The sequence below is a fragment of the Empedobacter sp. ULE_I140 genome, from assembly GCF_053482575.1.
In genome coordinates this window covers 1,841,388-1,861,759 of sequence record NZ_JBQMTX010000001.1, presented here as the reverse complement: position 1 = coordinate 1,861,759, position 20,372 = coordinate 1,841,388, and the positions used below count along the sequence as shown (strand labels likewise).

Genomic DNA, 20,372 nt, shown 5'->3' with positions numbered 1-20,372 from the left:
CTAAAAAGCTGACTTTTTTATTTCGGCATCACATTATAAGTTGGATCTTCTTCGATATTTACCTCAATAACGCTTTTTGCATTTTCTAATAATCGAATAGAATCTTTACTCAAATGTCGCAAAATTACAATTTTATCTTGTTGTGCATATTTAGATGTAATAATATGTAAAGATTCAATTGCACTCATATCAACTATTCTACTCTCTTTCAAATCTATAACAATTATTCTTGGATCAGAATTAATTTCAAATTTCTCTAAAAAAGTAGAAGTCGAACCAAAGAAAAGTGGTCCATAAATCTCATATATTTTTCGTCCATTTTCATCAACAAATTTACGTGCTCGAATACGTTTAGCATTATCCCAAGCAAAAACCAAAGCCGAAACGATAACACCTACAAAAACAGCCAAAGCAAGGTTATGTAACACAATCGTGATAATCGCCACCAAAATACTTACAAACACATCCGATTTTGGCATTTTTGTTATTAATTTAAAAAATCCCCATTTAAAAGTCGAAATCGCAACCATCATCATTACACCAACAAGTGCTGCCATTGGAATTTTCTCAATCACTGGAGCACCAATTAGAATAATAATCAAGATTGTAATTGCACCAATTGCTGGTCCTAATCTCGAACGAGAACCTGCATCTAAATTAACAAATGTCTGAGCAATCATTGCACAACCTCCCATTCCACCGAAAAAACCATTTGTAATATTTGCAGCACCTTGCGCCAAACATTCTTTATTCGACGAACCTTTCGTTTCAGTCACCTCATCCACCAAAGTAAGCGTTAGCAAAGTTTCAATTAACCCAACCGAACCCATAATAATCGAATAAGGCAAAATAATTTTCAAGGTTTCTAACGTAAACGGAACACTCGGAATATGAAAACTTGGCAGTTCTCCTTTGATACTCGCAATATCACCAACAGTCTTTGTATCAATATGAAATCCGATTACCAATAGAAAAGTCACAAGAATTGCAACCAAAGAAGCTGGAATAATTTTCGTTAATTTCGGAAAGAAATAAACTATCAGAACTGTAATTAGCGTCAATCCAGCCATCGTATAAAAAGGTGTACCACTCAACCAACTCGTTATTCCATTCGTAGTTGATTTGAATTGTTCTATTTGTGACATAAAAATAACAACCGCCAAACCATTTAGAAAGCCATACATAACAGGTTGAGGAATTAAACGAACAAATCTTCCTAATTTGAAAACACCAACTACTATCTGGAAAACTCCTGCTAAAGCAACCGCAGCAAAAATATATTGCTCACCATACGTAGCATTCAACGCGATTAAAGTGATAACGGTAGCACCTGCTCCACCCGCAACCATCGCTGGTCTTCCTCCAAAAACCGCCGTTACAATTCCCATGATAAATGCACCATATAAACCTATTAAAGGTGATAAACCAGCTAAAATTGCAAACGAAAGCGATTCAGGAATCATTGTCATAGCAACAGTTAAGCCGGCTAATATTTCGTTTTTATAATTTATTTTTTGATTGAATTTTAAATATTCAGCAATCGACATCAGAAGTTTTATTTCATGCAAAAGTAACAATTACTACGCATCTAAAATTAGTAAAAAGCTAGATTAAATATCAAATTACATACTAATCATTGAAGTAATTTTATAATTGTTAAATATTTCTTAATAAATATTTAACAATTAAGATATATAGCAAGTGTATTTTTGACGAAATTTAATTTCTAATGAAACATCTTTTAAAACTCTCCTTATTCATTCTAGGTCCATTCGTTTTGGCTCAAAACGGCGTTATCTCAGGAAAAGTTATAGATTCTAACGATCAATTTTCGTTACCAGGAGCTACAATTCGCATCGAGAATTCCAATAAATATACTGTATCTGACCAAAATGGTAATTATCAATTTCTAAATCTTACGCCTGGTATTTATACCATTTATATTGATTATTTGGGATACGAAACCATTTCAAAACAAATAGAAGTTACCGAAAATAAAACAGCCGTTATTGATTTTTCTCTAAACGCAGGTTACAATGAACTAAATGAAGTTGTTATAGTTGGAGATTATTTAAAAGGGCAAGCAAAAGCATTGAATCAACAAAAAAATAACGGAAATATTACCAATATTATTTCTTCAGATCAAGTTGGTCGTTTTCCAGATTCTAACATCGGAGATGCGTTAAAACGTGTGACTGGAGTTACAATGCAAAACGATCAAGGTGAAGCCAGAAACATTATCATTAGAGGTTTATCGCCTGAATTAAATTCGGTCATGTTAAATGGAGATCGTATTCCATCTGCCGAAGGTGATAACCGAAATGTACAAATGGATTTGATTCCTGCGGAAATGATTTCATCTATCGAAGTGAACAAAACTTTGACACCAGATATGGATGCAGACGCAATTGGTGGAGCTGTAAATTTGATTACGCGTGCTGTTCCAAACAAAGAGCGTATTTCTATAACGGCTTCTGGTGGTTATGCACCAATTCGCGAAAAAGGCTTGTACAATTCAGCTTTTTTATATGGAAATAGATTCTTTGACAAGAAATTAGGTGTGGTTGTTTCAGGAAGTTATCAGGTTCAAAATTTTGGTTCGGATAATATCGAAGCAGTTTGGGACAAAGATGAAAATAAAACCTATTTGTCACAATTTCAGATTCGTAAATATGACATTCAACGCGTAAGAAGAAGTGCGTCTTTTTCGGCAGATTATAAGTTTAATGAAAACAATAGAATTGATCTTTCTGCTATTTACAATTGGCGTGACGACCGAGAAAATCGTTATAGAGTAACTTATCGCGATTTAGAATTTGATGAAAAAACAGGAACTTACAAAGGAAATATACGTCGCCAAACAAAAGGTGGAATTGATAATAACCGCAATAAAAATACGCGTTTAGAAGATCAACGTGTTTACAATGTTTCGTTACGAGGAGAGCATTTATTATCACCAAAAATCGATATGGATTGGGCTGTTTCTTACTCAAAAGCGAGCGAAGACAGACCAAATGAGCGCTACATTGATTATCGTGCAAAAGGTGTTACGTTTAATGAAGATTTATCTGATGCAAAATATCCAAATGTAACAACAACTTCTGCAGAAGATTTGACCAAATTCAAAGTTAGTTCGTTATCAGAACAGCACAATTATACAGATGAAACAGAATTTGGTGCAAAGCTTAATTTCAGAGTTCCCTTAAGTGTTATCCCAAATCAGAAAGGACGCTTACGCTTTGGTGGTCGCCTTCGATTGAAAGACAAAGAGCGCGAAAATATTTTCTATTCATACGAAAGCATAGATGGAATGGGAAATTTGAGTACTCAAAATCCTGTAAATTGGTCAAGCAATCGTTTCAATGCTGGTAAAAAATACCAAGCTGGATATTTCTATTCAAATCATCAATTAGGAAATTTAGATTTAAACAATACAAATCTATTCGAATCTAACTTAGAGCCTTCTGAATATCTAGCCTCTAACTATAAAGCGAAAGAATATATTTCGGCAGGATATATTCGTTGGGATCAAGATTTATCATCTAAAACATCTTTAATAGTTGGTGTTCGTATCGAAAATACTTCGATAGATTATACAGGGAATTATGTACAAGATGAAGAAGATTTAATTGGAGAAATCAAGCACAAAAACGATTATACCAATGTTTTACCAAGTCTTTCTTTGAAACATAAATTTACAAATGATTTTATTCTGAGAGCAGCTTTCACAACAAGTATTGCACGACCAAATTATTACAGTTTAGCGCCTTTTGTAAGTGTTTTGAAAGAAGATGCAGAGCTTTTTGCAGGTAACCCAAATCTGAAAGCGACCTATGCCATGAATTATGATTTGATGGTTGAAAACTATTTCGAAAATATCGGAATTGTTTCGGGAGGATTTTTCTACAAAAAATTAAACGATTTCATCTATACCTACAAAAACAATACATTTACAACAAATGATTTCCAAACGCTTTTTCCTGACATAGCAAACCCAGTTCCTGCTGGAGAAAATTGGAAAATGACACAAGCTAGAAATGGAGATCACGTGAATGTTTTCGGATTTGAGGTAGCATTTCAGCGTCAATTAGATTTTATTCCAGGCGAATTTTTCAAACATTTGGGAATTTATCTTAACTATACATACACCGATTCAAAAGCGAAAGGAATTACCAATGAAGATGGTGATTTGAGAAAAGATCTTGATTTACCTAAAACAGCTCCACACATGTTCAATGGTTCGTTAGCATTCGAGAACAAAAAGTTCTCTGCACGTGTTTCGGTTAATTATACTGCCGCTTATTTAGACGAGATTGGTGGAAATGCTTTCGAGGATAGTTACTATGACAAACAATTATTTTTAGATGCAAATGCGTCGTATAAATTCTCGAAGCAATTACGAATTTTTGCAGAAGCAAACAATTTAACAAATCAACCTTTACGTTACTACCAAGGAGTTTCGAGTCAAACAATGCAACTCGAATATTATCAACCACGTTTTACTTTAGGTCTAAAATTTGATTTCTAAACAATTATGAAAAAAATATTCATCACATTATCACTCTTCACTATTCTATTTTCTTGTGAATCCTCTAAACTGGCTCCAATTCCTACAAATGCAGTAAAACCAACTGTTACAACACAGCAAACACCAAATGATACTGATGATCCTGCAATTTGGATCAATTATCAGAATCCTGAAAAATCACTTATTATTGGAACAGACAAACAAGAAGAGACGGGCGGTTTATATGCCTATGATTTGAATGGTAAAATCGTAAAACAAATCGTTCCACTTAATCGTCCAAATAATGTAGATGTGATGTACGGTTTTCCTCTGAATGGAAAAAACATTGACATTGCAGTGCTTACCGAACGTGCAAACAATAAAATTAGAATTGTTTCGCTTCCAGATTTTAAATTGATTGACAATGGCGGAGTCGAAGTTTTCAAAGACGAAACATTACGAGACCCAATGGGAATTGCGCTCTACAAAAGCAAAAACAACAAGTTTTATGCAATCGTTGGTCGTAAAGACGGTGTAAGTGGCGAATACCTACATCAATATGCATTAGAAAACAAGAACGGAAAAATAGAAGCAACTTTAGTACGCAAATTTGGAAATTATTCGGGTAATAAAGAGATTGAAGCCATTGCAGTTGACGAAGAATTAGGCTTTATTTATTATGCTGACGAAACAGCAGGAATTAGAAAATATTATGCTGATCCAGAAAAAGGAAACGAAGAAATTGCATTTTTTGGGCAAAAAGATTTTAAACGCGACCACGAAGGAATTGCAATTTATAAAACCAATGCAACAGATGGCTATATCTTAATTTCGGATCAACAAGCAAATTATTTTAATGTATACAAACGACAAGGTGAAGCTTCAAATCCGAATGAACACAAATTGATTGCTAAAATCCCAGTTTCTACTATCGAATGTGACGGAGCTGATGCTATAAACTTCAATTTTGGAACTAAATTCCCAAAAGGTTTCTTTGTTGCTATGAGCAATGGAAAAACATTCCAAATCTATGATTGGCAAATAATTCAAAACGAAATTGATAAACAAGCAAAATAATTATACATTCACACATAAAAAATCCGAGCTCATAGCTCGGATTTTTTAGTTATATAGCAGCACCTTTTTTGTCAATATAACATCATTTGCACTTATATTTTTTTGTAAACAAAGCCAATCAAAACAAACTTTATGAAAATTTTCTACATATTTTCTACATAAAAACTTCTACTCCACTTCATCGAACAAACATCGAACAAACATCGAAGAACAAATATAGAATAGATATAAAACCATCGAAGAACTATCGAAGAATCATCGAAAAAACAAACACATAAAAACAGTACATAACTTATAATCAATTGATAATCAATTAATAGAAAAGACAAAAACAGATAACCAAGGAAAAAGAAAGAAAAATAAGGAAAAAACCTGACAATTAGAGAAATTTTAAGAAAATAGAATTTTTGTCAATATATATTGCTGAACTTTAGCATAATAACCCCTAAAAAAATAAAACAATGGGAAAAATTTATGATTCACTTTTAGCAGGCTCTTCAGGACGCACAGGGCGTATAGTTGTAGCAAATGTAAATGGTCACGAGATTTCAAGAATCAGACCTAAAAAAAGAACCAAAGCACCATCAGAAAAACAATTACTCGTTCAGCAAAGAATGAAACTTGCCATAGACTTTATGACCTCATACAGAGCCTATGCTTGCAAACACTATGGTTATCGTACAGGCATGCGATCTTCTTACAATCAAGCGTTTACCAACATCACAACAAACCTTGTAATAGACTATTCAACAGCCACTATAACACCAAATTACCAAAATATTTGTTTCTCCAAAGGTGCATTATTAGCCGCCATTCCATTATCTATTACTTTAGTATCAGCCGCAATGGTCGAGATAAACTGGCAGAACAATGCTTCACCCACATCAGACACAGCTACAGATATGTTGCAAATATTAGTAGCAGTAGAAAACGAAAACAATACATTTTTTATTGAAAATGCAACAGAACGAATGAACGAAACTTACACTTTAAGCCTATCCAACTTTCAAATAGGTAAAACCCTACACTTTTGGATTGCCTTCCGTTCACAAACAGAAGACCAAGTGTCAAACTCAGTTTATTTAGGTGCCATTAGTACTTAAAAACATATTCCTAAGGCTAAAATAATCTAATCATATTTAGCCTTAGGAATATTAAAGTTAAATGACCCACATAAAATTGTCAATCATTATACCTCTTCAAAATATCCAAAAACAATAAACTCCTCAAATAGTAGTTCTTAGAACCTAATCTAAAAAACTTAATCTCACCTTTTTTGCGACACCTATCCAGAGTCTTTTCAGATATACCAAACAATTCAGCAACCTCTTGATCCGTCATCAACTCATCTTTAGTCAATTTAAAATCCTTTGTACTATAACGTTCTACAAACTCCGCATAGATTTGCTGAAGTTCCAAAAATGTAAATTCTGTTTCCTTCATACTACAGCTTTTATAAAAACAATACACATTGGTAATTATTTAATAATGACTAATTTACAAATAAATAAAATATAATACCATATATTAAGCATTTAACTCACAAAGCTTGTTGTATAAATGAAGAAAATAGCCTCTCAAGAAGATAATAAGGCTGTAATCATCCAAGACTCTAAAATCACAAAATGAAAAGAATCTTTTTACATGAAAAATGCACAACTGAAATAAATTTAGTTAACCAAAAAAAAATCCTATTCGAAACAAATAGGATGTATTCTGCTAAATATTTTAATAAAATTACTTGTAGTTAATGAATTGCGAAGGATAATCTGTTTCAATAATATCTGGTCGAGAAATTAAATGCTGAATATAACCCCTTGCCCTTTCTATATCGGTTGGCAATTTATCCGTAGAAGGCGCAATGGCAATCATCACCATAACACCTTTTTTACGCAAATAAGCTATCATTTCTTTTTGTTCTTCTTTCACTTCCAAACCAATCCAAGCAATCATTCTATCATACGAAACATTTAGTTTCTCAAAACTTTCAACATCTTTCATCGAATGAAAAGGTTTCATAAACATTACATACTCAAGATGTTTTGCATAATAAGCAACCTCATCATCTTTTCGCAAACCTAAAACTACATTAGGATAAGGATTTTCTTTCAGAAATTTCACATAAGTTGCATACGGAACACCTTTATTATCCAATTGAAAAATAGTTTTTCCTTGACTCCAATCCAAAGCTTCTTTTAGTGTCGGAATTTTAAAATCAGTCAACTTTCCTTCCCTATCTTTTAATTTCGCATGTTTTATTTCAGCATAGGTATAATCTTTTACCTTTCCTTGCATATTTGTCGTACGATTCAAGGTATCATCGTGCATCAAAATAAGAACAGAATCTTTTGTAAGTTGAGGATCTATCTCAAAAAAAGAAGGCATAATAGACAAGGTTTTCTCAAAAGCCTCAATACTATTTTCAGGATAACCAGGCATCATACCTCCTCTATGTCCCGAAATAATAACAGGTTTATTTTCATCTTGTTCAAAATATGATTTCAACTCATCAAAACTCTTAATATCAACCGTATGCAACTGAGCATTAGCCACAGCAACTGTGGCTAAAACACTCAATAAACTAATTATTCTTTTCATAAAAATGATAATTAAAAACTATATCTAAATCCTATCTGAATTTGATAAGGACTAAACGCATAACTTGTTTTTCCTGTATTAGTATTTACATTATATACAAAATGCTTCTCTGTCGCATCAAAACTTTTAATTGAATAAATATTTTGCTTTCCAATACGAGGACCAACACCCCAATCTTTACTCAATAAATTCGCTACATTGAAAATATCAAAACCAACTTCAAATTTATGCTTCTCAACAATATTGAACTTCTTTGTTAAACGCAAATCAAACGTTCCAGCAAACCCATTAATACCTCCATTTCTTTCTGCTATTTTTCCAAAACTTTTGCGGATATAATCTTTTGTATGTTTTTCTACTTCTGGATTATCTAAAATTGCCTGAATTCCTTTCTTTAAATAATCTGGTGTTGATGCACTATTTGGATCATAGATATAAGCCAAATCATTCGAATTCACAAAATCTCCATTCATGTTACCATTCACTGCCAACGAATAACGAGTTCCTCCTATTCCACTAAAACGAATACCAGCAGTCATTCCCCAAAAAGTTGGTGATTGTCCATACACAACCAGTTTATGACGGAAATGTGTATCAGAATAATTCATTTTACTTAAATTTCGAGGATCTTCTGCAACCATCAAACTCAACGTTGCTGTATTCGCAACATTACCATTGTAAGAAGTATTATCTTTCGAATCATTCCAAGTATATGAAACAGAAATCTGTCCATCCTTGAAATAACGATACGTACCATCTAACACAAATGCATATTGATCTTTTTTACCATCACTAATTAATTCTAAAACACGACCCAAGTCTTTCGTTTTACGTCCATTTACCCAATTGGCAGCTCCATTTGTAGGGTTTATTGTTGACGCTGGCACATAAACACCACGATTCGCCTCTTCTGCAATTCTAAAAAATGGTTCATCAACCATATTACGATCCACATACATATAGTTGTTACGTGCCCAGTTAGCATAAGCACTAATTCCTACACGCAAACGATCACTAAAAAAATGGTTATAAGAAGCATTTAATTTATACACCGTTGGCACTTTCGCATCTTTACTATTCGCATTTATTGTGATTAATTTTTCAATATTAGGATTATTGAACAAATCTTTTCCTGGAGCAGTATCAGGATTTTGTCTATAACCAATAAAATCTGGCGTTGGCACTAAAGCACCTTCAATATCTACCGCAGCAACCTTTGTTCCATCAAACAACATATTATTAATCATAGAATAAGGATTAAGTGAAGAACCAAAAATACCTCCACCAAATTTTACGAAATCTTTTCTATTTTGATTAATATCCCAAGTCAATTGAAAACGAGGTTGAATTTGCCACGTATTAATCTTATTATCAGTTCTAACACCCAATTGTTTATCAGCAATTTCATTGTAGTTTGCACCATTCAAGTATTGCATATTCTCTACACGCAAACCAGCCATTAAGTCTAAACCAGGAGAAAGCTCTGTTTCCATTTGTCCATAAACCGCAGAACTTAGTTGATTAATAACTGTAGAAGGATCATCCGTCAATCTAATCTCTCTTGCATAACGATAAGGTGTCATGTTCTTAAAATTGTCCATACCAGTAAAATAAAAACGTCCGTTCATTTCACTACCATACACATTTACCATTCTGTAATACGAGAAATCTCCACCAAAAGTATATTTGATATTATTTCGGTTGATATAAATATTATTCACCAATTGCACAACATCTCCTTTAAACCATTCTGGAGAAAAGCGTTGTCCACCTAACTGAATATTTGTAAACTGATTTTTACCATTAATCGTAGAACTAATTCCTTCTACAATCGCACGCGGAATAGATGCAGTTGGTAATTCCTTTGATGCTAATACAGATTGGTTCTCTAAAAAATACTGAACTTTTAATTCATTTGTAATATCATCATTAATATCAGTTCTCAACGATAACATCAAACTATTATCAGTTTTCTTACGATCAATATACGATTCGTACATATTGATTGTTGTATTATCTCCTTCTGATAATAAATCTTTTTCATGTACAAAATTATTACGAAGCGTTAATAAATTTCTCGCATTAATCTGCCAATCTAAACGTAAAAATGCAGCATTTGTATCTTTATTCTTATTAAATGATCCAAACTGAGGATTATTCGAAACACCATATTTTTCACGCGCAATGCTCAAAAATTGATCTAAAGTAGATTGCGTTACATTAAATAAAGCTTCATCACTTTCATTATTAATATTTGCAATGAATAATGGACGTTTATCAACTTGTCTATCCCAAGCAACAAAAAAGTGCGCTTTATCTTTCTTAATTGGTCCTCCCAAAGAAAACCATATTGATAAGTAGAGAACTCATTATCTCGTTTATTTCCACGAATATCATACGGACTCGAAAGCCAATCTGTACGACCATACAAAAATGCACTTCCTTGCATTTTATTCGTCCCAGACTTTGTAACAGTACTAATTGTTCCACCACCAGCACGCCCGTTTGTTACATCATATTCATTTGTTACCACTTTAAACTCACGAATCGCTTCCATCGAAATAGAATAAGAAGACGAAGTAGAACCTCCTGCAATAGTACCTCTATTAGACATTCCATCTATCGTATAATCAACAGACGAAGATAATTGACCACCAATACTTGTTCCATTGCTCAACGGAGATAAATCTATTAAAGAAGTGAAATTTCGTCCATTTACAGGTAAAGTTTGTAAATCTTTTGCCGATACAGAAGTAGACGCACCAACTTGTTTAATAGAACTTTTTAAAGTTTGCCCACTTACCATCACTTCATTCAATTCAGTCGTTCCATTTGTAAATTTGAACGGAACCCAAATTAAATCTCCTTGATTCAAACTATATCCTTCTAAGATCTCCTCACCATGTTCTTCCGAAATAATAGTAACTGTATAAGGAGAACCTAATGGCAACTGCTTTAAGTTATACTCTCCTTTTTCATTCGTTTTCGTAGAAGCTGTAAATCCTGTCGATTCATTTTTCACAACAATGGTTACATTGTGCAAATCCGAACCATTAGCATCAGTAATTTTTCCCGATATACCTGCTAAATCTCCCTGTGCATAAACTGCAGTAGTTGCTCCCATCACAAAAACAACTGCTGATAGTTGAAATAAATTAAGTTTCATGTATATGTTTTATTTGAAACCCAAAATTATTTTTTACCTCACAATATGGTGTTACTTAATAATTAAGAAAGCTTTAACTAAAAGTCATAAAAAAGGTAATAGTTACAAGAAATTTAAACGTTTAATAAACCTTAAGAATTTGGTTTTAAGATTTAAAAGAGTATTTAAAGAAAATAATATGTTAAAAATCCGAGCATTCGCTCGGATTTAATTATACGATTATAGCTTTTTTTCGTGTAGATTTCTTCATTCTATACATAACGTAAATAATTACAGATAATAGAAATGAAAAAATAAAGTATCGGATTGCTAACCCATTTTGAGTATCAACTTTACCAGTACTTGAGATAATAAAACTTGTAAGCGAAGTAATAATATACGTCATTCCTCCCATCAAACCACCAGCAACACCAGCATTTTTAGGAAAAGCCATCATATTTGAAGTAAAGAATGATGTGAATAAAATTCCCGAACAAATATGAATGAAAAACGCAAAGAATAATAAAACAAATAGATTTTGAACAAAGAAACCTGCGATAATCAAAAGAGAAATCAAAACTAATTGTACAATAATAGGTAAAGCTATACTTTCTTTAAAGTCAAGATGCATTCTTTTCTTTCCTACAAATCCGCCAATCATCCACGAAAAACCTAAAATTAAAGTTGAATAACCAATCACTACAGAATTAAAATGATAGGTATTTTCAATTAAAAACGGACCAATAATATTGAAAATCATTACAATAGAATAAGCAACAGCCTGTATCATAATTCCAACTATAAATAATTGATTGCTAAGCATCATTCTATAAGTATCAATAACGTTTTTCAAATTCAATTTAGTCTTTTCAACAATACTTTCCCCACTAAAAATCAATTCAAAAATTAAAATTAAAGCAGCGTAAATAGCTAAAAAATAAAAATTCGCATGCCAATTGAACAACTTTTCTAAATATCCACCTAAAAATGGAGCCAAAATAGGTCCGCATGACCAAACAATCGTGAAATAACCTAAATAATGTTTCGCCTTTTCTGGTGTATGAATATCAATAAAAAGTGCTCGAGTTGCAATAACAATAATCGCAACTGAAATTCCTTGAATAATTCGAAGAAAACAAATCAACAAAATGCTATCTGTACTCGCGATAACTAAACTTGTGATTAATACGACAAATAATGCTACAATTTTTGGATAATATCGTCCAATTGCATCCAAAATACTTCCAATAAACAATTGAGATAAACCATAACTCAATAAAAAACAAGTCAGAGTTAATTGAATACTACTTTCTGGAACTATCAACGATTTTGCCATCGACGGAAATGACGGCAAATAGATATCTGTTACAAATCCCGAAATTGGAATCGAAAAGAAACCAAGTATACTTATAATTTTTTTCCTTTTTTCTGATGCTTCTCTCAACATAAATCATTTTTTACTATGCAAAAGTAAAATGAATGTGAAATTGAGGAATTAAAAAAGACAAATAAAAAATTACAAAAATCAAATAAATTAATTTTCTTGTTTAAATTTTAATGGAGAAGTTAAAGTATGTTTTTTAAAAAAATTATTAAAATGAGCAGGTTCCTCAAAACCTAATGTATAACCAACTTGCGCAATATCCCAATCAGTGTACAACAACAGGTTTTTAGCTTCTTCAACTATTTTCTGTTTAATAATTTGTGTCGTTGTTTGTTTTGTTACAGATTTCACAGATGAGTTGAGATGATTTACATGAATATTTAATTTCGTTGCAAAATCAGCTGGTGTTTTCAAAATAAGTGGATGAGCAGGTGAATCTAGTGGAAATTGTTTATTTAATAATTCATCAAACTTCTTATACAATCTCACATTTGATGGCAATTCAACCGCATGTATTTCATCAACTTTTTGTTCTAGAACATAATGAAAAATAGCAGATAAATGATTACGAATACTAAAATATCTCAATTGATAATTGGATTGATTAAGACGATACATTTCCTGAAAATAAGACAAAATCAAAGGCAATTGTTCATCCGAAATCTCAATAAAAGGAGAACTCCAATCTTTAAACAAAGATGTTTTTTTGAAGACATCAAACTCTTTATTTTCAGAAAAAAATTGTTGATTGAATAAACAAAAATAACCTTCTTGCAAACTCGATTTACATTCCCAAGTATAAGAAATATGCGGAGATGGAAGAAATAAAACTGGTTTAGAAATATATCTTTCATTATTTCCATATTTAAAAATTCCTTCACCAATCAACAAACTGATTTTGTAATAATCTCGCCGACTATATGGACTTTTAAAACTACAATATTTGCGCAAAGAAATATTAAAATGCGCTTTATCGTGTTCAAAGTTAGCAGAATTCATCAATTCGGCTTGTTCTAAACTAATTTTATTATAATAATCTGCAATAGTTTCTAATTCTTGACTCATCTTTATTCTTACAAAATTCAAATAAACGACATTTTAGAATAATTATATGTTAAAATCTATATTAATCATAAATATTATAAAATTTCATTAACTTTAATCACATTCAAAACTTAATAAAATGCCTTGGAATCCCGAACGATATAATCAATTCAAAAATATTCGTTATCAACCTTTTTATGATTTAGCGGATTTAATTTCTACTAATAATTTGAAAAATTGCATAGATGTAGGTTGTGTAACTGGCGAACAAACAGCAATTCTTGCTAATAAATTTGAACACGCTAATTTTTTAGGAATTGATTCTTCTAAGGAAATGCTTGAAAAGTCAAAAGAATTTGATTTAGCCAATCTTACATTTCAACAACAAACGATTGAAAATTTTGCAAATTCAGATACAACTTAGGATTTAATTTTTAGTAATGCAGCGTTACAATGGTCGGATAATCATGAAGAATTGTTTCCTAAATTAATCTCAAAACTGAATGTTAATGGACAATTTGCGGTGCAAATGCCTTGTCAAAAAGATAATGTATTGAATGTTATTTTGAGTGATTTAGCACGAGAAAAACCTTTTGCGGATTATTTGAATAATTTTCATCGAGATTCACCTATGTTAACGATAGATGATTATGCGAAAATCATGTTTGATAATGGATTGAAGGATTTGAACATCAGCATGAAAGTTTATCCAATTTACGGAAATGACGAAACAGAATTTTATAATTTCATTTCTGGTTCTGCCTTGATTCCTTATATGGAACGTTTAACGACTGAACAACAAGAATTATTTACGACAGAATTTAAAACGAGAATTAAGAAATATTATAAGACTTTTCCTGCAATTTATTCCTTTAAGAGAATATTGTTATATGGAAGAAAAAGTTAAACAAAAGAGAATCAATTATGATTCTCTTTTGTTTATTAAAATTTAATCTAAATCGTCTAATACAGATTTTAAGATATCACAACCTTTTATAATATCTTCATCCGAAATATTAATTGGCGGTGTAATTCGTAAATTCTCGATGCTATACATCAAAAAGAAAAGAATCAAGCCTCTATTCATACATTCTTGCTGAACGCGCAACGTATATTCTGGAGAAGATAACTCAGGAGCTAACATCAAGCCTTTTCCGTGAATTTTCTTAATTTTTGGATGCTGAAGATTTTCTCTGAACAATTGTTCTTTACGATCAATATCATCCATTAATTTCTCATCTTCTATAACATTTAGTAATTCTAAAGCTGCAGCTGCAATCACAGGATTTCCTCCGAAAGTCGTAATATGTCCCAATTGAGGATTTTGCTTAAGAGAACTCATAATTTTATCAGAAGTCATAAACGCACCAACAGGTAAACCGCTTGCCATGCCTTTTCCCATTGCCACAATATCTGGTACAACTCCAAAATGCTCGAAACCAAACAATTTCCCTGTACGTCCAAATCCTGGCTGAATTTCGTCCATAATCAATAATGCACCAACTTCTTCGCAACACTTTTTCAACTTGATAAAGAAATCATTTTCTGGTAATCTAAAACCAGAAGCACCACGAATACTTTCTACAATAACACCAGCCGTTTCTTTGGTAATTTTTTGTAAATCTTCTTCGTTATTAAAATCGATGAAATAAACTTCTGGTAACAATGGTCGGAAAGCAGCTTTCTTACGTTCATCACCCGAAACACTTAATGAACCATGTGTGTTCCCATGATAGGCATTACGAAAAGAAATCAATTGACGACGACCTGTAAAACGTTTCGCTAATTTAAGCGAAGCTTCAATCGCTTCTGTTCCAGAATTCACCAAATAAACTTGATCCAATCCTTCTGGTGTTAAATCAACCAATCGCTTGCATAATTCGACTGGTTTTTCTTGCGCATATTCACCATAAACAGCGACATGCATATATTTGTTTACCTGATCTATAATCGCTTGATTGATACGCGGATGGCTATGTCCAAGTGTATTCACCGAAACGCCAGCCACAAAATCAAGATAGGCTCTTCCATCCTTTCCATAGATATAAGAGCCCTTTGCGTAATCGACTTCAAAACCAGATGCAAAATTTGTTGTTTGCGCCTGATATTTGAAAAATCCTTCTTTTAATGTTCCCATTTTATTTTAATAAAAAAAGCACAGCTGCACCGCCCATTGCATACGCTGCAACAGTAAGAGCATCTGATTTACCTTTCGAAAATTTTCTTATTTTGAACGATGAAATATCATTTTTATGAAACTTCAATTCTTTTTCTGTTCCTTTTACAACAGCATATAAGGTATCAGCTTTCCATTGCTTTGCCTCTATTGTATATTCTTTTCCTTGCGCATCTACTTTATAAAATTGATCGGGTTTGATAACATCCGAAATATTAATTGTAGAAGGATCTATCGCTACTTTCTCTTCTTTATTCTCTTGTTTTTTAGCTTTTAATGCAGCTAATTTTTCTTTACTTTCTGAAAGAGATGAACTAATTGCATTTTCATTAGGACTTTTGCGTTCTCTTCTCAATTCAGCAATATCAGCTCTGGAACGACTTCTTTCATTAGAGTTAGCCGTCTGATTATTGCCTTTAGACATTTCCAAAGCATATTCGTCAGGATCAAAAGCTTTGTAAGTATAACAACTTGATAATAATAGAATAGATAATATGATAGATGTAGTTTTCATTTATAGTTTTAGAAATTAAACGATTAATTTATGAAAAGATTATTTCGATTCGATAAAAATATCTCGCCAAGTGTTTAATCGTTCAGAAATTCGCCATTTAAAATCGGGTAAATAACGCATTTCTTCAGGAAATTTAGACAATGGATACATTTTTCCGTCCGATTTTATGCGACATGCAACCAATTCAACATCTTTTCCTACAACATCAACTTCTATAATTCCGCAATAAGAAATATTAACTCCATAACGTTCTTTCACTTTCGTTTTTTGATCCGTATCATCCATGTACGTCAACGCGACAGCATTTTCTTCTACATTTATAAAATCAATTTTATCATCCTGAAAAAGAACAGTTAAATATTTTCCTTTGATTTGATGATATTCATTTTCCACAAGCGAATCCACTTTAGCAATCACAAAAGCATTATTAAACACTTTCATCGAGTCTAATTTTTCTGTTTTCGCATTTGTATACGCTTCGATATAATCTCCTGTAACTTGGTTATCACCAGAAAATAAAATTGGATCTTTGTAAAATTGCATCAATCCTTTAGTTTGATTGTACACCAAAGAATCTGCTTTTCCGTTCGCATTCGATTTGTAAAAACGCGCTTTATGAAAAGCTTTCACCAATGAAGTCGAATCAACATCGTGACGTTTTACCGCCAACAACGTATCAGCACTTATGTAAAGCGAATCTTTATCAAACGCTTTCACAGCATACGCGTTCTTCGTTACAAAAGCCGAATCTAAGTATTTAAAAGCTTCTGCGTAATCACCTTTCAAAAATCTTTTTTCTAATGGATCATCCAAAAAAACATCGCCTTCACCTTTACCAAAACCTGTTTTATCGTTGAAATAAAGTTTTTTAGCCGTCAACGTTTTGTTTTGATAATAAACTTTTGAATTTCCTCTTAACCAAGCTTCACCTGTTTTTTTATTAAAATCTCCATCCGAAGTAATGATATATTGTGATGGATCATTTCGACGTGTAATTTTAGAATAATCGCGGAAAGTTGTAATTCCCGTAATATCATTCGTCGTCATTTTTCTCGAATAAATCGTATAATCTTTATTCGTAATAAAAACTTCTGAACCAAAATTTGCCGATTTAGACTTTACATTATACACAACATTTCGTCCTTCGACTAAAGTTCCATCAGAACCAATTGTTTTGTAAGTATCATTTACAATAATATTTCCTGTCAATCGTTCGTAAATCATTTTCTCAGAACTTATTTGTTGCGTAGGTGTCTTCACTTCTACTTTCCCAATACCAGTCGCAATCTCGGTTGTACGATTATAATCCATATAATCTGCCGTAATACGAGAACTTGGATCAGTCAACACCACATCTTTGAAAGCTTTTGCAATTGTTGTGTTTCCGTCATACTCCATTTTATGCGCCGTAATTGTTTTGTCTTTGCTCACCAAACGTGCATTCGACCAAACAACAGCCAAGTTTTTATCACGATACAAAACCGCACTATCAGCCGAAATTACATCACCTTTATATTCGATTACAACATTTCCTGATAAAAAATCATTTCCCTCAAAACGTTTCGGATCATGTTCTACTAAATCAGCATGCCTTAGATTAACTTTTTCTTTTTTAGGTTTCTGTTGCGCAAAAACACTTATCGTTATAAAACATGAAAGTAAAAAAGCAACTTTCAAACCTGTTTTATTTCTATCTATATAATTAATTAACAATTACTTATTATTTTTATTTAATCTCTATTTCACTTCAAAAAAGTGTTAGCCAAAATTAGTATTAATTTTTTAGTCCTAAAAATTAATTATTACGATTAAACGAGCTTGAATACTTAAAATTATCATAATATTTTAATCAATATAACCCGTTGTGCATTTTAAATAATTTGGGTTTTTAGATTATTAATATTTCGATTAAAGTATGTTTTATTAATGTACTGAACCACAGTAAGTGCAGTAATTTTAGCTAAAATTCTGGTTTTAAATCCTTCGAAAGTCTTTGCATAATTTCGTCTAATCATAAACTGATCACATAGTTGAGAAAATAACGTTTCAATTCTTTTTCGATACTTTTTGAATGGATAAAACTGAGGTTTATACTCTTTTTGATTGGATCTTTTCGGTGTTTCTAATCGAATATTGGCTTCATTAAATAAGTCAATTTGAATTGTTTGTGACAAATAGCCTCTGTCACCAAGTAGCACACAATCTGACAGTTGAGATTTTATATCTTTCAAAAAATGAATATCATGAACAGATGCGGGACTAATATCAATACTCTGGAAAACACCAGTTAAAGAACAAACAGCATGAAGTTTATAGCCATAAAAAGACATTTGCTGAGAAGCACAAAAACCTCTATTTGGTGCACTATACTGATGTTCTTTGCAAATTTTAGAGCGATTAATTCTTGCTATTTTGCACACCTCCAACGGCATACTATCAACGATAAAACAATTTTCAAATTCATTAAATTCTTTCGCTAATTTGAGGCGAATACTATTAATTTGCTCTGATAATCTTCGTTTTCTACGATTGTAAATACTACGCTCAATTTTACAACTTAACGCATTAGGAAGATTTCGAAATAAATGATTTTCACTATCAATACCCATAAATTCAGCTGTTAAAACAAGACTTATGAGTTCTAAATCAAAAAGTTTAGGTTTTCTACGTTGATAAATTAAAAGTGTATCTCTTGATATTTTTCGAAGAACTTCCAATATTCTTTCGTAATTTGCAAGTAAGTTGTTCATTGTAAATGTTTTGTAGTTAAAACAATTTACTGATTTTCAATCAAATGAACAACTTTATTCTTTATTAATCAAAATGCACAACGGGTTAAATATAATATATTTATAAGTCATATTTTGATTCAAAAAAAATAACGATTATTCATCAAATTCAGTTTTAAAATTCTTAACTTCATATTCAATTTTATAAATCTATTAAATGCCTCAATATCAAAATGTATTAGACAGTCCAAACACCAATACTATTTTTATGGTTTGGAATTTCAAGGAAAATACTACTTACAAAGATGCTTTCAAAAAGCTTTGCGCTTTAATTATCAATCTCAATCATTCAGCCAATACACGTTTTCCGAAAACGCAATCGAGCGTTATTTTAGGAATTAGTTACGATGCTTGGATAAAATTAGATTTACCAAAACCTTTGCCGAAAGAATTAAAACCTTTTGTTGCCATTAAAGGAGAAAAGCATGAAGCCGTTTCTACAAAAGGTGATATTCATTTTCATATCCGCTCTACACAACAAAGCTATTGCGTTGATATTGTTTCTAATTTGACTGATTTATTGAATGATGTTGCAACTTGTCAAGAAGAAATTCATGGTTTTAGATATTGGGATGGTCGTAGTATTTTAGGTTTTGTCGATGGAACTGAAAATCCACAAGGTGACGAAAGAATAAATTTCGGTTTGATTGGTAATGAAGATTCTGCTTATACAAATGGAAGTTATTTATTTGTGCAAAAATACATTCATGATATGCAAGCTTGGAAAGATTTACCAATTTCCGAACAAGAAAAAGTAATTGGAAGATCTAAAGTTGATGATATTGAAATGAATGACGATGAAAAACCCTCGAATTCACATTCTGCATTAGCAAATGTTGGAGATGACAAAAAAATTGTTCGGGATAATATGCCTTTTGGAAATATGTCGACAAATGAAATGGGAACCTATTTTATCGCTTATGCCAGAAAGTTTAGCATTGTAGAAGAAATGTTAGAACGTATGTTTATTGGTGAACCTATCGGAAACTATGATCGAATATTAGATTTTAGTAAAGCCAAAACTGGAACTTTATTTTTTGTTCCTTCTTTTGATTTATTAGATCAATTTTCTAATTAAAAATAACAAAAAAGACCTTTTACGAAATCGTAAAAGGTCTTTTGATTTTATAAAATCAAG

General features: G+C 31.8%; 17 protein-coding genes. 6 read left to right on the top strand and 11 right to left on the bottom strand.

The features are described 5' to 3' along the window. Positions 1-17: 17 nt before the first annotated feature. Positions 18-1,547, bottom strand: coding sequence for a SulP family inorganic anion transporter (locus tag ACTS9J_RS08825; RefSeq protein WP_115000408.1), 1,530 nt, complete (start codon positions 1,545-1,547; stop codon positions 18-20). A 182-nt stretch (positions 1,548-1,729) separates the two neighbouring features. Here ACTS9J_RS08825 and ACTS9J_RS08820 point away from each other — a divergent pair, with 182 nt between their 5' ends. The 3 genes from ACTS9J_RS08820 to ACTS9J_RS08810 all read left to right on the top strand — a co-directional run bounded on the left by ACTS9J_RS08820 (position 1,730) and on the right by ACTS9J_RS08810 (position 6,687). After that, positions 1,730-4,528 carry a TonB-dependent receptor gene (locus ACTS9J_RS08820; RefSeq protein WP_448353135.1) on the top strand — a complete coding sequence of 933 codons (2,799 nt, stop codon included), beginning with the start codon at positions 1,730-1,732 and terminating at the stop codon, positions 4,526-4,528. A 6-nt stretch (positions 4,529-4,534) separates the two neighbouring features. Then, positions 4,535-5,584 (top strand): phytase, encoded by a 1,050-nt coding sequence (locus ACTS9J_RS08815; protein WP_221855238.1) that lies wholly within the window; start codon positions 4,535-4,537, stop codon positions 5,582-5,584. Between the two features lie 461 nt (positions 5,585-6,045). Continuing rightward, positions 6,046-6,687 (top strand): DUF6266 family protein, encoded by a 642-nt coding sequence (locus ACTS9J_RS08810; RefSeq protein WP_125349470.1) that lies wholly within the window; start codon positions 6,046-6,048, stop codon positions 6,685-6,687. A 79-nt stretch (positions 6,688-6,766) separates the two neighbouring features. Here the strand turns inward: ACTS9J_RS08810 and ACTS9J_RS08805 are convergent, their stop codons facing one another. The 6 genes from ACTS9J_RS08805 to ACTS9J_RS08780 all read right to left on the bottom strand — a co-directional run bounded on the left by ACTS9J_RS08805 (position 6,767) and on the right by ACTS9J_RS08780 (position 13,776). Continuing rightward, the gene (locus ACTS9J_RS08805; protein ID WP_125349469.1) at positions 6,767-7,027 is read right to left on the bottom strand and encodes a helix-turn-helix domain-containing protein; all 261 of its coding nucleotides are present in this window, start codon (positions 7,025-7,027) and stop codon (positions 6,767-6,769) included. Between the two features lie 294 nt (positions 7,028-7,321). Then, complete coding sequence (locus ACTS9J_RS08800) at positions 7,322-8,182, bottom strand: glycerophosphodiester phosphodiesterase family protein (protein WP_291048451.1); 861 nt, start codon at positions 8,180-8,182, stop codon at positions 7,322-7,324. 11 nt (positions 8,183-8,193) lie between these two features. Next, complete coding sequence (locus ACTS9J_RS08795; protein ID WP_448353468.1) at positions 8,194-10,374, bottom strand: hypothetical protein; 2,181 nt, start codon at positions 10,372-10,374, stop codon at positions 8,194-8,196. A 23-nt stretch (positions 10,375-10,397) separates the two neighbouring features. Beyond that, on the bottom strand, positions 10,398-11,348 hold the full coding sequence (locus tag ACTS9J_RS08790; protein WP_448353134.1) for a carboxypeptidase regulatory-like domain-containing protein: 951 nt from the start codon (positions 11,346-11,348) through the stop codon (positions 10,398-10,400). A gap of 211 nt (positions 11,349-11,559) precedes the next feature. Then, positions 11,560-12,774, bottom strand: coding sequence for an MFS transporter (locus ACTS9J_RS08785; RefSeq protein ID WP_291048458.1), 1,215 nt, complete (start codon positions 12,772-12,774; stop codon positions 11,560-11,562). Between the two features lie 87 nt (positions 12,775-12,861). Further along, a complete protein-coding gene (locus ACTS9J_RS08780) occupies positions 12,862-13,776 on the bottom strand; it encodes a helix-turn-helix domain-containing protein (RefSeq protein ID WP_125349466.1) in 915 nt (304 codons plus the stop codon). Positions 13,777-13,894: 118 nt separating this feature from the next. On the opposite strand from ACTS9J_RS08780, the gene ACTS9J_RS08775 reads away from it, so the two are divergent. Together ACTS9J_RS08775 and ACTS9J_RS08770 are read left to right on the top strand one after the other, a co-directional pair. Further along, positions 13,895-14,179, top strand: a complete 285-nt coding sequence (locus ACTS9J_RS08775) for a class I SAM-dependent methyltransferase (protein ID WP_353655960.1) — start codon at positions 13,895-13,897, stop codon at positions 14,177-14,179. A 51-nt stretch (positions 14,180-14,230) separates the two neighbouring features. Then, positions 14,231-14,662 (top strand): hypothetical protein, encoded by a 432-nt coding sequence (locus ACTS9J_RS08770; RefSeq protein WP_448353133.1) that lies wholly within the window; start codon positions 14,231-14,233, stop codon positions 14,660-14,662. Positions 14,663-14,704: 42 nt separating this feature from the next. Here the strand turns inward: ACTS9J_RS08770 and ACTS9J_RS08765 are convergent, their stop codons facing one another. The 4 genes from ACTS9J_RS08765 to ACTS9J_RS08750 all read right to left on the bottom strand — a co-directional run bounded on the left by ACTS9J_RS08765 (position 14,705) and on the right by ACTS9J_RS08750 (position 19,195). Next, positions 14,705-15,892: an aspartate aminotransferase family protein gene (locus tag ACTS9J_RS08765; RefSeq protein WP_125349464.1), complete on the bottom strand. Its 1,188-nt coding sequence runs from the start codon at positions 15,890-15,892 to the stop codon at positions 14,705-14,707. Position 15,893: 1 nt separating this feature from the next. Beyond that, the gene (locus tag ACTS9J_RS08760) at positions 15,894-16,445 is read right to left on the bottom strand and encodes a hypothetical protein (RefSeq protein WP_291048466.1); all 552 of its coding nucleotides are present in this window, start codon (positions 16,443-16,445) and stop codon (positions 15,894-15,896) included. Between the two features lie 39 nt (positions 16,446-16,484). Continuing rightward, on the bottom strand, positions 16,485-18,158 hold the full coding sequence (locus tag ACTS9J_RS08755; protein WP_448353132.1) for an OstA-like protein: 1,674 nt from the start codon (positions 18,156-18,158) through the stop codon (positions 16,485-16,487). Between the two features lie 158 nt (positions 18,159-18,316). Further along, positions 18,317-19,195 carry an IS982 family transposase gene (locus tag ACTS9J_RS08750; protein WP_448353131.1) on the bottom strand — a complete coding sequence of 293 codons (879 nt, stop codon included), beginning with the start codon at positions 19,193-19,195 and terminating at the stop codon, positions 18,317-18,319. Positions 19,196-19,391: 196 nt separating this feature from the next. Between ACTS9J_RS08750 and ACTS9J_RS08745 the strand changes: the two genes are divergently transcribed. Next, positions 19,392-20,312: a Dyp-type peroxidase gene (locus tag ACTS9J_RS08745; protein ID WP_221855080.1), complete on the top strand. Its 921-nt coding sequence runs from the start codon at positions 19,392-19,394 to the stop codon at positions 20,310-20,312. Positions 20,313-20,372: the final 60 nt, after the last annotated feature.

Coding starts and splice junctions, on each gene's coding strand:
- ACTS9J_RS08825 (WP_115000408.1), bottom strand. CDS start 1,547: ATGTCGATTGCTGAATATTTAAAATTCAATCAAAAAATAAATTATAAA.
- ACTS9J_RS08820 (WP_448353135.1), top strand. CDS start 1,730: ATGAAACATCTTTTAAAACTCTCCTTATTCATTCTAGGTCCATTCGTT.
- ACTS9J_RS08815 (WP_221855238.1), top strand. CDS start 4,535: ATGAAAAAAATATTCATCACATTATCACTCTTCACTATTCTATTTTCT.
- ACTS9J_RS08810 (WP_125349470.1), top strand. CDS start 6,046: ATGGGAAAAATTTATGATTCACTTTTAGCAGGCTCTTCAGGACGCACA.
- ACTS9J_RS08805 (WP_125349469.1), bottom strand. CDS start 7,027: ATGAAGGAAACAGAATTTACATTTTTGGAACTTCAGCAAATCTATGCG.
- ACTS9J_RS08800 (WP_291048451.1), bottom strand. CDS start 8,182: ATGAAAAGAATAATTAGTTTATTGAGTGTTTTAGCCACAGTTGCTGTG.
- ACTS9J_RS08790 (WP_448353134.1), bottom strand. CDS start 11,348: ATGAAACTTAATTTATTTCAACTATCAGCAGTTGTTTTTGTGATGGGA.
- ACTS9J_RS08785 (WP_291048458.1), bottom strand. CDS start 12,774: ATGTTGAGAGAAGCATCAGAAAAAAGGAAAAAAATTATAAGTATACTT.
- ACTS9J_RS08780 (WP_125349466.1), bottom strand. CDS start 13,776: ATGAGTCAAGAATTAGAAACTATTGCAGATTATTATAATAAAATTAGT.
- ACTS9J_RS08775 (WP_353655960.1), top strand. CDS start 13,895: ATGCCTTGGAATCCCGAACGATATAATCAATTCAAAAATATTCGTTAT.
- ACTS9J_RS08765 (WP_125349464.1), bottom strand. CDS start 15,892: ATGGGAACATTAAAAGAAGGATTTTTCAAATATCAGGCGCAAACAACA.
- ACTS9J_RS08760 (WP_291048466.1), bottom strand. CDS start 16,445: ATGAAAACTACATCTATCATATTATCTATTCTATTATTATCAAGTTGT.
- ACTS9J_RS08750 (WP_448353131.1), bottom strand. CDS start 19,195: ATGAACAACTTACTTGCAAATTACGAAAGAATATTGGAAGTTCTTCGA.
- ACTS9J_RS08745 (WP_221855080.1), top strand. CDS start 19,392: ATGCCTCAATATCAAAATGTATTAGACAGTCCAAACACCAATACTATT.